This is a genomic window from Pseudomonas sp. 8BK, assembly GCF_902506475.1.
GTDB lineage: Bacteria > Pseudomonadota > Gammaproteobacteria > Pseudomonadales > Pseudomonadaceae > Aquipseudomonas > Aquipseudomonas anguilliseptica.
On sequence record NZ_LR733252.1, the window covers coordinates 89878 to 102511 of the forward strand.

The following is a 12634-nucleotide window of genomic DNA, read 5'->3' on the forward strand; positions in this document are numbered from 1 at the left end:
TGCCCCTGCGGCAGGCTTGCACGATTAACGAGCCCCACCGGGAGAAAGAACACCATGGCACTTATCAGCATGCGCCAGATGCTCGACCACGCCGCCGAATTCGGCTACGGCGTGCCGGCCTTCAACGTCAACAACCTCGAGCAGATGCGCGCGATCATGGAAGCGGCCGACAAGACCGACTCCCCGGTGATCGTCCAGGCGTCTGCCGGTGCCCGCAAATACGCTGGTGCGCCGTTCCTGCGCCACCTGATCCTGGCGGCTATCGAAGAATTCCCGCATATCCCGGTGTGCATGCACCAGGACCACGGCACCAGCCCGGACGTCTGCCAGCGCTCGATCCAGCTGGGCTTCAGCTCGGTGATGATGGACGGCTCGCTGAAAGAAGACGGCAAAACCCCGGCCGACTACGACTACAACGTCCGCGTGACCCAGCAGACCGTGGCGTTTGCCCACGCCTGCGGCGTTTCCGTGGAAGGTGAGCTGGGTTGCCTGGGCAGCCTGGAAACCGGTATGGCCGGCGAAGAAGACGGCGTTGGTGCCGAAGGCGTGCTGGATCACAGCCAGATGCTGACCGATCCGGAAGAAGCCGCCGACTTCGTCAAGCGCACCCAGGTCGATGCCCTGGCCATCGCCATCGGCACCAGCCACGGTGCCTACAAGTTCACCAAGCCGCCGACCGGTGACATCCTCGCCATCGACCGCATCAAGGAAATCCACAAGCGCATCCCCAACACCCACCTGGTGATGCACGGTTCCTCTTCTGTTCCGCAAGAGTGGCTGGCGATCATCAACCAGTACGGCGGCGACATTAAAGAAACCTACGGCGTACCGGTTGAAGAAATCGTCGAAGGCATCAAGTACGGCGTGCGCAAGGTCAACATCGACACCGACCTGCGTTTGGCGTCTACCGGTGCCATGCGCCGCCTGATGGCCGAGAACCCAAGCGAGTTCGACCCGCGCAAATTCTTCGGCGCCACCGTCACCGCCATGCGCGATATCTGCATCGCCCGTTACGAAGCCTTCGGCACTGCCGGTAATGCCTCGAAGATCAAACCGATCTCCCTGGAAGGCATGTTCCAGCGTTATGCCAAGGGTGAGCTGGCCGCCAAGGTCAACTAACTCCAGACGATCAGCTGCGCGTCGGCCCTGCTGGGTTAAAAACAGGCTCGGAATGCTCATGTACAACAGTACACTCCGCTTCCTCGCCTGTTTTTGCCTTGCAGGACTCTAGCTCGCAAGATCGTGCGTAGTTTGTACTTAGAGCCCCGCCGATGCGGGGCTTTTTGTTATTCGGAGGATGCTATGACGAGGTTGATTGCGTTGTTAGGCGCACTCGCTGCATTGGCCGGCTGTGCCAGCCAGCCGCCGGTGAACGAGCCGACTGCGCCAGTGGTTGTGCCGAGTGATCCGCAGCAATGCCTTACTCGCGCGGAGTGCACCATCAAGCTGTCGCGCACGCTGCTGTTCATCTTCGACTACGCCGCAGCCGGCGCGCCGCTGGTGCAGCGTGAGGGGCGGTTGCTGTTTACCCCGGCCGATGCGCCGGTCAGCGACTGGCCGGCGTTGTATATCCGCCTGGCCGAAGCCGAGCGGAGCGCCTTTGCCTTCAATGCGCAGTGCCGGACAACGGCTTGTCGCCTGACGGCCGTGCAGCTCTTGCAGGTTTACCGCAGTTATTTGCGTGGGCAACCCTGTGAGTTTCATGCTGATGCCCAGCCTTGTGTCAACAAAGCGAAGTAACCCGAGGCAGATGCCTCAAGGGTTACGGTACGAACGAGTTGGCAGTTGAGTTGCGATCAGCTGCGCAAATTCGGGATTTAACTGGTAAAAGCCGGCTAAGTTGCAGGCAACGTGCGGTGATTAGCGTCTTCGCAGTAGGGGGGTAGATAGAATCCGCGCCCCTTACTATTCATCAAGATGATGACGCTATGTTCAGAAAAATAATCAGAAGAGACCTGCACGTCTGCGCGCTAGCCCTGGCTTTGACCCCGCTGAGCGCGGCGGTTGCTGAGGTCAACCAGGCCCCTGAAGTGCGTGGCCACAGTGAGCACATCGCAGCTGGCAAAGTGAATGCCAGCTGGATCTGGGCACGCGATGCAGAAGGCGACCGGATCACTTTTGCGATTACCAAGCAGCCCAAGTACGGCCGTATCCAGCTGGACTGGAACACTGGGCGTTATGAGTATCAGCCGACGGCCAACGCTACTGGCCATTACGACGAGTTTGAATACCGCGCCACCGATGGCAAGAGCTGGTCGGCACCTGCTGTGGTGCAACTTAACCTGTTGCCTGCCGACGGCGGGGCCGGTAACCGTGCGCCAGAGGCTACCAGTCAGGTTCTGGCGGTGAACGCGGGTACGCTGTTTGAAGCGACTTTGCTGGGCCGCGATGCGGACCGCGATCCGCTGACGTTCAGCATCATTGATTACCCACGCTTGGGTAGCCTCAAGCTGGATGGTAAAACCGGCCGCTATAGCTATCGGGCCTACCGTGACCAGAGCGCCCAGGACAGCTTCAGCTACCAGATCAGGGACAGCAAGCGTGCCCACTCCGGCATTACCAAGGTTCGCCTGGAACTGCGTAGCGCCGCGCAACCGCCTGTTACGCCTCCCGTTACACCACCAGTGCAACCCCCTATAGAGCCGCCTGTTGTACCGCAACCACCGGTGCAGCCAACGCTGCCGCCGCTGGACCCCTTGCTGCGGACTAAAGCGGATTTCTCGCCAATGGTCCGTGAGGTGCTGGATAACGAGTTCTTCGTCGAGCATTTCCAGCATGCCAAGGCTGGTCGTCTGGAGGCGGTATTGGCTTCCATCGACTTTCTGGCCCGCCAGCAACAGATTCAGGACCCTGACCTGAACAAGCTTCTGTACTACGTGCGTGCCTATAACTACTTCCTGGGTTTCAGCAAGGCCACGCCGGCGCAGTTGAGCATGCTGGAACACGCCCTGTTCCAGGTAGCGAACATGCGTGAGTTGCTGACCTACCAGAAAGCTTCCGGGCAAGTGATAGAGGGTTATGTTGTCGGTCTGGGTGCGCTGATGGCCACGCCGCAATCCAGTGCCAGCATCGTGCGGCACCTGCCGCGCTTGCAGTCGCTATTGCAGCATTTCAGCAACACCGCACAGCTGAGCAAGGAGCGCAGTTACGGTGATGCGGTATTCGAAACCCTGAACCTGTTTGACCGTTTTGGCTGGGCTGAAGGCGCATTGCGCAGTGCCTTGATCCAGGACAACCGCTTTGCCGATGCCATCGCCGAACTGGCCAGCAGCCGCAATGCGCTGTGGCTCAATCGCGATGGCTTTATCGTGATGAACGCGATTGAGGCCTTGGGCAAACTTGCTCAGTTGAGTGATGGCGTCTGGCGCGAGGGCAGCAACCGTGCCGTGCGCCAGGTGATGCAGGCGCACCTTGGGCAAGGGGTGCTGGATGATCTGGAGCTGAAGAGCAACTTCCGCAGTTATTACGTGGACTACGCCTACCGCGCAGATGTCGACGGTGCCTGTAGCAGCCTGTTCAACGGGCTGTGCTACAAGTTTGAAATTGCTCAGGTGTTGCCACAAACGCACGTTTGCGGTCCCACGCTTAAGGTGCGCTCGCAGCCATTGAGCCAGGCGCAAATGCTGGAAATCTGTCAGAGCCTGGGCAAGCAGGAGCAGGACTTCCATCGCATCATGCAGACCAACTGGACGCCGGTAGCCGATGACCTCAATGCGACGTTGGAGTTGGTGATCTTCTCCAGTCGCGAGCAGTACCAGAAGTTCGGTGGGCTGCTGTATGGCTTCAGCACCGACAATGGCGGCATGTACCTGGAAGGTAGCCCGTGGCTGGCGGGTAATCAGCCACGTTTCTTCGCGTATGTGCAGGCGGGGCAGGTATGGAACCTGAATCATGAGTACGTCCACTACCTGGACGGTCGCTTCAATCAATACGGCGCCTTTGGCCACTATCCATTGAATCTGACCACCTGGTGGGCAGAAGGGTTGGCGGAATACCTGGCCTGGGGAAGCCACTTCGAGCGTGGCATGAATGACATCAGTCGAGTGGCAGCCGCTCAGCGTCCGAGCCTCGAGGCCATCACCAAACTGAGTTACGAGAGTGGCAGCAGCATGGTCTATCACTGGTCCTACACCCTGCATCGCTACCTGCAGGAGCGCGACCCAGCACGCCATCTGGCACTGGCTGCGCACCTGCGCCGCAATGACCTGGCTGCTTATCGGTTGGCGCTGGATGAGCTGAATCGGTCGCATGGCGCCCAGTATCCGCAGTGGCGCGACCAGCTACTTGCCAGCTGGCAGCAGCAACCGCGCAGTGCCGCGCAGCTGAGTGACGTGCAGGATATGCCTGAGCATGCCACGGCGCATCAGCGTCAGCTGGACACGCGTGCCAGCTTGGCCCGCCCACCGCGTGACTGAAGCGCAGCTGGCATAAGACCTATGGTTTGATCGGTAACGCATGCCCGTATCCTTGGATACGGGCATTTTTTATGGGCTTGGTTGCAGCAGGGCCGCATTGTGCGCCGGTAATGGCGCCGCACTCGGCAAGGCTTTTAGGAACTGCATGATCGCCAGGCTTACCCGTGCGGTGTCTCTTGGCGAAAGGATGTCGCCGGCCAGCACGTGGTGTGACGGATCCTGGGTATCCTCGAGGGCGATCAGTTGCTTGTGCGCCGAGCCGAGGCGGGTAAATACGGTCTTGATTTCGTCTGGGCTGACTACCTGATCGTCCGCTGAATAAATAGTGAGAATTGGCGCGCTGATCTGCTCCAGCGGCTGCTCGCGTACGTATTTCACCAGCGCCATCATCGGCAGCAGCGCCTGTACCGGGTAGCGGTGAGTCCAGAAACGCGCCTGTTCGGCGTTGCGCGGCTGCCACTGATGTTCCGGGCCCAGCAGCAAGGGCACAAAGTGCGTGGCCCAGGGCCAGGTGAGCACAGTGGCGGCCGGGTCTTTCGGGGCAAAGTTCGGCGACACCATGATATAGGCCAGCACCTGCGGGTTATCGCCTTGCAAGGCCAGCCAAGTGGCCAGGGTAGCGCCGGTCGAGGTGCCGATCACCAGCACCTGTTTACCCAAACGCTGGCCGATCTGCAGGGCCTCCTGACTGTCCTGCAGCCAGTCGTGCACGCTCGCTTCGGCCATCGCGGCGCCACTGCGGCCGTGACCGTTAAGGCGGGTGTAGAACAGGTTGGCGCCCAGTTGCTTGGCCAACTGGTTGCTAAGCGGCGCAGTTTCCTGCCGGGTAGCCGAGTAGCCGTGGAGGTAGATGATCGCAAGATCGGTCTGGCGCTGATCTGGATGGGCCCAGACGATGGTCTTTTCCGCGCCGGGAGTGATGTCCGGGTAGCGCGCTTCTGTCTCGGCCAGATATCGGTCGAGGTCAGCAGGCAGCTGGATCGGCGTGAGTTGCGTATCGACTGTCGGTACGGGGCCGAGGCTGAATGCTACGGCTAGCAACGCCAGAGTCAGTGCGCAGAAGGGCAGGGCTTTTTTCATCGTGCGGTTCTTGTATGGGTTGTTGTCGGCAGGATGGCTGCTGGCATTCTGCTACAGCGCTGTGATTGCGCCTATCGCCCATTTGTGGGCTTGGTAAAACCATGTAAAACACCGGCCACATGCAGCGCGGCGCGCTGGTCCATACTCGGGCCACCGTCGTCTCTGGATATCTGTCTGCATGCCAAGCAAATTGCGCACTCTGTTGTACTTCTTTCTGGCTGTGCTGCTGGCGAGTGTGATGGGCACTGTGCTGCAGACCCAGTTCAATCTGGCCAACCTGCAGGCTCTTGGCGCGCCCATGCCGCTTGGCGTCCGGGTGCAGACTACCTGCCTCGACCTGCTGGGCTTTAGCCCGACCTTCGCGGTGCTGGTGATCCTCGGTTTTACCTTCGCCTTGCCGGCGGCTAGCCTGCTGGCGCGTGTCTGGCCAATGGGGCGCTGGCTGCTGTTTATCCTGGCCGGAGCCATTGCGGTGCTGGCGGCGATGGCGCTGGCCAATGCGCTGCTGCCGATGCCGACGCTGATCGGCGCCAACCGCAGCCTGGCCGGCACCCTCGGGCTGATGGCCTGCGGCAGCCTGGGCGCGCTGTTATTTGCTGTGCTGGTGCGGCGCTCATCGCCTGCGCAATCCTGATTTATCCCTCTGCAAGCAAAAGGCCCGAACCATGTTGAATACGTCCCGCGCCCTGTTGTTGCTTGGTCTGCTTGGCAGCAGCCTGGCGCACGCCATGGATTACCGCATCGAAACCGTGACCGCAGGCCTGGAGCATCCCTGGTCGCTGGCCTTCCTGCCGGATGGCCGCATGCTGGTCACCGAACGAGTCGGTCGCCTGCGCATCATCGAGCCGGACGGCAGTCTGAACCCGCAACCTGTCGGCGGAGTGCCCGAGGGGTTTGTCGCGGCCCAGGCCGGGCTGATGGAGGTGCTGCTTGACCCTGAGTTCGCCAGCAATCAGCAGCTTTATCTGAGTTACGCCTACGGCACTGCCCAGGCCAACAACACCCGTCTGAGCAAGGCGCGGCTGGTCGATGGCCAGCTGCAGGACGTGCAGGTGCTGTTCAGCGCACAGCCGGCCAAGTCCGGTGCCGCGCATTACGGTGGGCGCATGGCCTGGCTGCCGGACAAAAGCTTGGTGCTGACCCTGGGAGATGGTTTCGACTGGCGCGAGCAGGCCCAGGATCCGAGCAACCACCTTGGCAAGATCGTGCGTCTCAACCGTGATGGCAGTATTCCCAAGGACAACCCGCTGGTGGGCCAGGCCGGCGCGGCGGCGGAGATCTACAGCCTGGGCCATCGCAACGTGCAGGGCATCGTCTATGACGCCGCATTGCAGCGTCTATACAGTCATGAGCACGGCCCACGCGGAGGCGACGAGCTGAACCTGATCGAGCCCGGTAACAACTATGGCTGGCCGCTGATCACCTTCGGTGTGGATTACACCGGTGCGCAGATTTCGCCCTACACCGAGCTGCCCGGCTTGCAGCAGCCCTTGCTGCAATGGACGCCCTCGGTCGCACCGTCGAGCCTGACCCAGTACCGCGGTGCATTGTTCCCCGAGTGGCAGGGTGACCTGTTTGCTTCGACCCTGGCCGAACGCAGCGTGCGTCGCATTCGTCTGCAGGACGGCAAGCTGGCGGGTGAAGAAATACTGTTCGAGGAACTCGAGGAGCGTATTCGCGACGTGCGCGCTGGCCCGGATGGCGCGCTGTATTTGCTCACCGACAGTGCTGATGGTCGCCTGCTACGGGTGCTGCCGAGCCAGTAACCGCGCCGCCGAATGGCGCTATAAGCCGCACCCCGTTGCGTGCGGCTTGCGGCATAATCCACGGCCTTATCGTGCCCACGCCATTCGACCATGACCCCTCTTAAATACCTGCAAGGTTACCCGGCCCAGCTGCAAGACAAGATTCGCCAGCTGATTGCCGAGCAGCGCCTGGGTGATTATCTGGCGCGTTCCTACAGCGGCAAGCACGCGATTCAGAGTGACAAGGCGCTGTACGCCTATATCCAGGGGCTCAAGCAGGAGCACCTGCGCAATGCCCCGGCCATCGACAAGGTGCTCTACGACAATCGCCTCGATCTGACCCACCGTGCCCTTGGTCTGCACACGGCGATTTCGCGGGTGCAGGGCGGCAAGCTCAAGGCGAAGAAGGAAATCCGCGTGGCTTCATTGTTCCGTGAGGCCGCGCCGGAGTTTCTGCAGATGATCGTGGTGCACGAGCTGGCGCACCTGAAAGAGGCCGAGCACAACAAGGCCTTCTACAAGCTTTGTGAGTACATGCTGCCAGGCTATCACCAGCTGGAGTTCGACCTGCGGGTGTACCTGACCTGGCGCGAACTGCCGGGCTCTGCCGGCGCGCTGTCAGCCCCGCAGCAGTAGGTTGAGCTGGTCGACCACCTCGGCCCAGTCAGCATCTTCAAGAATCTCTTCGCACAGAAAGGCTGCTTGCGCCTTGTCCCAGAACGGCGCGTCGGCCAACCGGCAGCCTTCCGGTAAAGGCGAGTGCTGTTTGATAAAACGGTCGATGCTGGCCTGGTCATGGTCCAGGCCAAGTTGTTTGAACAGTGACGGCAGGCTGTGGGTATGTGCTTGCATGGGGGCTCCTGAGGTTGGATGGCGAAGGAATACACTGACTATCAAGTGATAGCAGCTTTATCGACAGGCAGGCACTCGAACCGCTGCATGCTGGTGTTTTACCAAACGGGCCTGGGCATTGCTGCGTGCATCGGGGCTGACCTGCTAGGCTGGCAGATACCGCCATCCCATGGCTGAGGCCACTCCCCCCATGTGTTCGAGTTTTCTGCGCAGGCTGTCGCTGGCATGTTGCTGCGTGCTGCTGATCGCGCCTCTGGCGGCGCGCGAGTTGTTGGCCGTCGGCAGCAATTTCCCCGGCGTATTCGAGCAGCACGGCAGCGGCCATAGCGGCCTCGCCACCAGCGTGTTGCGTCAGGCACTGGAGCCGTTGGGCTACCAGGTTCGCTTCGAATTGCATCCCTGGGCTCGCGCGCAGCACATGGTGGCGCGCGGGGAGGGCGATATCCTTATCGGGCCCTATAAGAACGCCGCGCGTGAGCAGCTCTTTGCCTTCTCTGCTCGGCCTTTTTACCGCGACCACATCGTCTTCTACTGCCAACGCGGCAGCGTGTTGCGCTGGCGCGGCGACTATCAGCAGTTGCTCGGTCGGCGCATCGGGGTGGTACGTGCCTGGGCCTATGGTGCGCATTTCGACAGCCGGCGCGAGCAGCTCGAGTTGGTCACCGTGGAGCGGGTCGAGAATGGCCTGAAGATGCTCGTCGCCGGCCGCCTGGATCTTCTGGCCAGCAATCAGCGCAATACCCAGCCGGTGCTTTCGGCGTTGGGGCTGGCTGACAAGCTTGAGCAGCTAGCAACGCCGATCGACCTGCAGGACGGCTACTTCGCCTTCCCCCGTGATGAGCGTTACCGGCCTTTGCGTGAGGAGTTCGATCGGGCGCTGCAGCAGATGATTGAACAGGGTCGGCTGGCGCAGTTGGCTGCCGACTGGCAGGTGGAAATTCCTTAAACGACTCGCACAATTTCCAACAGCTGTACGCCACTTGCCAAGCGCAGGGTCACTTCGTCGCCGACGCTCTTGCCAAACAGGATCTGCCCGAGAGGTGCTTGCGGGCCAATCACCTGCACGGCCTGGCCATCCTGCAGCAGTTTCATCGCCGCGCCGTCCGGGCCGAGGAACAGGCATTGGCGGCGATCTTCATCGTCGCTCAACTCAATCAGTGCGCCGAGCTGGATGCCCAGTAGTGGGTCAAAAGTGCGTAATACCAGCTGCTTCCAGTTGGCCAGGGTCTGACGAATGGCGGCGGCGCGACGGGCCTGCCCTGTAGCCAGGTAGGACGCTTCCAGGCCGAGGGTGTCGTATTTGTTTTCGGCGATATTTTCTTCATGGGTCGCCGCTTCATAGGCGGTCAACGCCGCCTGCTGGGCCTGCAGCAGATCATCTTCGAGGCGGGCGATTACCTGTTGCAGCAGCTGGGCTTTGTTCATGTTTGCTTCTTCAGTAGATGCGCCGCCAGGGTGCGCAGTGGCCCGAGCTGGCGGCAGATCAGCGCCAGCTGGGTTTGTACCAGCCGCTGCGAGTCATCCAGGTCGTCGCTGAGGCGTTCAAGCGCGGCTGCCAGCTGCTCTTCGGCGTCACTGTGGATGGCCACCGTGCGCTCCTCATTGAGGCAGCTGGCAATCTCTTCCAGGCTCGCGGCCAACTGGCTGGCGCTGGCCAGCAGCGGGTTGTCGCTGCCACTCAGGCTGGTTTCACCACGGTGTGCGCCAAGGCCCGAGAGGTAACTCAGGAGGGTGTGGGAGAGCACCAGAAAGCGGAAGCCGATATCCGCTTCCTTACGAAAATGCCCCGGTTCCATCAGCATATTGCCCAGGGTGGTCGACAGCGTGGCGTCGGCGTTGTGCGCATTGCGCCGCGCCAGGCGATAGGCCAGGTCGTCGCGCTTGCCGCTGGCGTACTGGGCGATGATCTGCTGCAGGTAGCGGCTGTTGCAGCTCAGGGTGCTGGCGAGCAGGCGATTCAGGCGCCGGCCCTGCCAGTCCGGCAGGATCAGCAAAACGGCCAGGCCTGCGATCAGGCTACCGAGCAGGGTGTCGACCAGGCGCGGAATAAACAGCCCGTAACCATCGCCGACCTGGTTGAAGCAGAACAGCACCAGCAGGGTGATGGCGGCCGTGGCCAAGGTGTAACGGTTGCTGCGCAGGGCAAAGAACACCACCCCGGCGACCACTGCAAACAGCGCCTGCACCAGCGGGTTGGGGAACAGGTCGAACAGCGCCCAGCCGAGCAACAGGCCGAGCACGGTGCCGCTGATGCGCTGCACCAGCTTGAGCCGGGTCGCGCCGTAGTTTGGCTGGCAGACGAACAGCGTGGTCAGCAGAATCCAGTAGCCCTGCGTCGGGTGAATCCAGTGCAGCATGCCGTACCCGGCGGCCAGCGCCAGTGACAGGCGCAGGGCATGGCGGAACAGCAATGAGGTCGGCGTCAGCTGCAGGCGCAGGCGTTCCCAGACATCCTTGAGTGACTGCGGTTCGCGGTCGAGCAGGCTGCTGTCCTGCTGCTCCGCCATGGCGTCGGGGTTGCTGGCGTTGCCCAGCAGCGCATCCAGGCTGCGCAGGTTGCCAGCCAGGGCGCCGAGCGAGCGCAATAGATGACGCCAGGCGGGGTTGCTCTGCACGCGCAGGTGTTCGAGGGAATCGTGCAGATCGTCCAGCGCCTGGCGGCACAGTTCGCGGTACTCGAACGGCTGGCGCAGTTCGATGGCCTGTGCCAGACGCTGACAGGCTTCGCCGTGCAGGCGTAGCAGGCGCTGGCAGCGGAACAGCACATCGCTGTGGAAGAACGCCTCGGCCAGCTCGTTGTAGGGGTAGTGCGAGGAGCTGGCGCGCTCGTGAATGTCCTGGGCGAGAAAGTACAGTTTCAGGTAGCGGCTGACTTTCGGCCCCGGCCGGCCGTTGCCGACCCGGTGCAGGATGATTTCCTTGGCCGCATTCAGCGCCGCCACCACGCGACCGTTCTGTTTGGCCAGGGCCAGGCGGCGCTCTTCCACGTCCAGCTGACGCAGTGGTTCGAACAACGCCGCCTTGAGCTTGAGGTACTGGCCCAGCTCGCGAAACAGCCGCGCCAGACTGTGCTGCACCGGCTGGTTGGCGAACAGCGCATTCCACAGCACCGACAGCAGGCCGTACCAGGCCGCGCCCGCCACCAGCAGCAATGGCTCCTGCCAGAGGCCCGCCGCGCCGCCGCGTTGCTCCACGCCGATCATGCTGTAGACCGCAAGAATCAGCGTGGCCGCGCCGAGGGTGGCGTAGCGTTCGCCGAGTGCGCCGAGCATGGTCAGGGCAAAGCTCGACAACGCCAGGGCGCAGACAAACAGCCAGGGGGAGGGGAACAGAAACTCCACCGCATAGGCCGCTACGCTGAAGCAGCCGAGGGTGACCAGCAGCGCCACCAGGCGGCCCTGCCAGCTGTCGTCGGTTTCCGCCAGGGCGCTGGCGATGACGCCGAGAAACAGTGGAATCAGCGCATGCATCCAGCCCTGCGACCAGCACAGCAGCAGCGCCCCGCTGAGGGCGATAAACACCCGCAGGCTGTAGCTGAATTTGTCCTGGGCCCAGAGGCGACGAAACGAGTGGCGCAGCGCAGTGGACGGCATGGCCCGACCTTGATCAACCGTAACAGGTAGCAGCCTAACGGAGTCTGTGCCGACTTGGCAGCGGCAACGGTGCTCCGGCTGATTAAAATGTGGCGCCGATCGATGGGGTGGTGTGAACCTCGGTGGTCGGGCTACGCTGAAGCTATCCGCTCATTCGCGAGGCATCTGCCGTGTTGTACACCTGTATGCGTGGATTGCTCGTATTGCTGCTTGTCTGTCTGTCGTGCAGGGTATTGCAGGCCCAGCCGCTGCGGCTGTACACCGAGGAATACCCACCGATCAACTTCAGTGAAGACGGCAAGCCGGCGGGGCTGGCCACCGAAGTGGTGCAAGCGATCATGCGACGCACCGGGCAGAACGCGCCGATTAGTGTGGTGCCTTGGGCGCGGGGCTATCAGCAGGCATTGACCCGCCCCAATACCGGATTGTTCGTGACCATGCGTACCCGTGAGCGCGAGGCGTTGTTCAAGTGGGTCGGCCCGATTACCCGCAGCGTCGCCAGCTTCTATGCCCTGCGCAGTTCGTTTCTCTCGATCAAGAGCCTGGATGAGGCGCGTGAGTACGGTGAGATTGCCGTGCCACGTGATTGGTATAGCCATCAGCGCCTGCAGGCGCTTGGCTTCACTAACCTGACGCCAGTCACCGGGCCGGCGCAGGTGGTACGCATGCTCAAGCTCGGGCGGGTCAAGCTGATGGTGCTGGACAACCTGACGATCAGCACGCTGCTGGCGCAGGGCGATATCCAGATGAATGAGGTACAGCTGCTCTTCGAGTTTGTCCACAGCGACAGCTATGTCGCTTTTTCACACGATACCGACGACGCCCTGATTACCCGCTGGCAGCGCGAGCTGGATGGCATGAAGAACGATGGCAGTTTTGCCGCGATCCACCAGAAATGGCTACCAGGCGAGCCCTTGCCGCCGCTGACGCCGGGGCCGGAGCTTTGACG

12 protein-coding genes are annotated in these 12634 nt (G+C 61.9%); 8 read left to right on the forward strand and 4 right to left on the reverse strand.

All coding sequences use genetic code 11. The features are described from left to right. Positions 1-54: 54 nt before the first annotated feature. The 3 genes from fba to ACIN8IBEIGE_RS00420 all read left to right on the forward strand — a co-directional run bounded on the left by fba (position 55) and on the right by ACIN8IBEIGE_RS00420 (position 4415). Positions 55-1119, forward strand: a complete 1065-nt coding sequence (gene fba, locus ACIN8IBEIGE_RS00410; protein WP_090250017.1) for a class II fructose-bisphosphate aldolase — start codon at positions 55-57, stop codon at positions 1117-1119. A 183-nt stretch (positions 1120-1302) separates the two neighbouring features. Continuing rightward, complete coding sequence (locus ACIN8IBEIGE_RS00415; protein WP_160012916.1) at positions 1303-1740, forward strand: hypothetical protein; 438 nt, start codon at positions 1303-1305, stop codon at positions 1738-1740. 188 nt (positions 1741-1928) lie between these two features. Continuing rightward, positions 1929-4415, forward strand: coding sequence for a collagenase (locus ACIN8IBEIGE_RS00420; protein ID WP_160012917.1), 2487 nt, complete (start codon positions 1929-1931; stop codon positions 4413-4415). 69 nt (positions 4416-4484) lie between these two features. Here the strand turns inward: ACIN8IBEIGE_RS00420 and ACIN8IBEIGE_RS00425 are convergent, their stop codons facing one another. Then, entirely contained in the window at positions 4485-5495 is a 1011-nt protein-coding gene (locus ACIN8IBEIGE_RS00425) for a carboxylesterase (protein WP_160012918.1), read from the reverse strand. A 178-nt stretch (positions 5496-5673) separates the two neighbouring features. Between ACIN8IBEIGE_RS00425 and ACIN8IBEIGE_RS00430 the strand changes: the two genes are divergently transcribed. The 3 genes from ACIN8IBEIGE_RS00430 (at position 5674) to ACIN8IBEIGE_RS00440 (ending at position 7876) form a co-directional block, all read left to right on the forward strand. After that, on the forward strand, positions 5674-6129 hold the full coding sequence (locus ACIN8IBEIGE_RS00430) for a hypothetical protein (RefSeq protein WP_090380518.1): 456 nt from the start codon (positions 5674-5676) through the stop codon (positions 6127-6129). A gap of 31 nt (positions 6130-6160) precedes the next feature. Beyond that, positions 6161-7261: a PQQ-dependent sugar dehydrogenase gene (locus ACIN8IBEIGE_RS00435; RefSeq protein ID WP_160012919.1), complete on the forward strand. Its 1101-nt coding sequence runs from the start codon at positions 6161-6163 to the stop codon at positions 7259-7261. A 90-nt stretch (positions 7262-7351) separates the two neighbouring features. After that, positions 7352-7876: a YgjP-like metallopeptidase domain-containing protein gene (locus tag ACIN8IBEIGE_RS00440; protein ID WP_160012920.1), complete on the forward strand. Its 525-nt coding sequence runs from the start codon at positions 7352-7354 to the stop codon at positions 7874-7876. Here the strand turns inward: ACIN8IBEIGE_RS00440 and ACIN8IBEIGE_RS00445 are convergent. After that, on the reverse strand, positions 7859-8092 hold the full coding sequence (locus ACIN8IBEIGE_RS00445) for a DUF2789 domain-containing protein (RefSeq protein ID WP_160012921.1): 234 nt from the start codon (positions 8090-8092) through the stop codon (positions 7859-7861). The genes ACIN8IBEIGE_RS00440 and ACIN8IBEIGE_RS00445 overlap by 18 nt on opposite strands. 235 nt (positions 8093-8327) lie before the next feature. Here ACIN8IBEIGE_RS00445 and ACIN8IBEIGE_RS00450 point away from each other — a divergent pair, with 235 nt between their 5' ends. Beyond that, entirely contained in the window at positions 8328-9038 is a 711-nt protein-coding gene (locus ACIN8IBEIGE_RS00450; RefSeq protein WP_160012922.1) for an ABC transporter substrate-binding protein, read from the forward strand. On the opposite strand, the gene ACIN8IBEIGE_RS00455 is transcribed toward ACIN8IBEIGE_RS00450, so the two are convergent. Together ACIN8IBEIGE_RS00455 and yccS are read right to left on the reverse strand one after the other, a co-directional pair. Beyond that, positions 9035-9517: a GreA/GreB family elongation factor gene (locus ACIN8IBEIGE_RS00455; RefSeq protein ID WP_160012923.1), complete on the reverse strand. Its 483-nt coding sequence runs from the start codon at positions 9515-9517 to the stop codon at positions 9035-9037. The genes ACIN8IBEIGE_RS00450 and ACIN8IBEIGE_RS00455 overlap by 4 nt on opposite strands. After that, entirely contained in the window at positions 9514-11685 is a 2172-nt protein-coding gene (yccS, locus tag ACIN8IBEIGE_RS00460) for a YccS family putative transporter (protein ID WP_160012924.1), read from the reverse strand. Before yccS ends, ACIN8IBEIGE_RS00455 begins: the two co-directional genes overlap by 4 nt. 185 nt (positions 11686-11870) lie before the next feature. Between yccS and ACIN8IBEIGE_RS00465 the strand changes: the two genes are divergently transcribed. Continuing rightward, on the forward strand, positions 11871-12632 hold the full coding sequence (locus ACIN8IBEIGE_RS00465) for an ABC transporter substrate-binding protein (protein ID WP_160012925.1): 762 nt from the start codon (positions 11871-11873) through the stop codon (positions 12630-12632). Positions 12633-12634 lie beyond the last annotated feature (2 nt).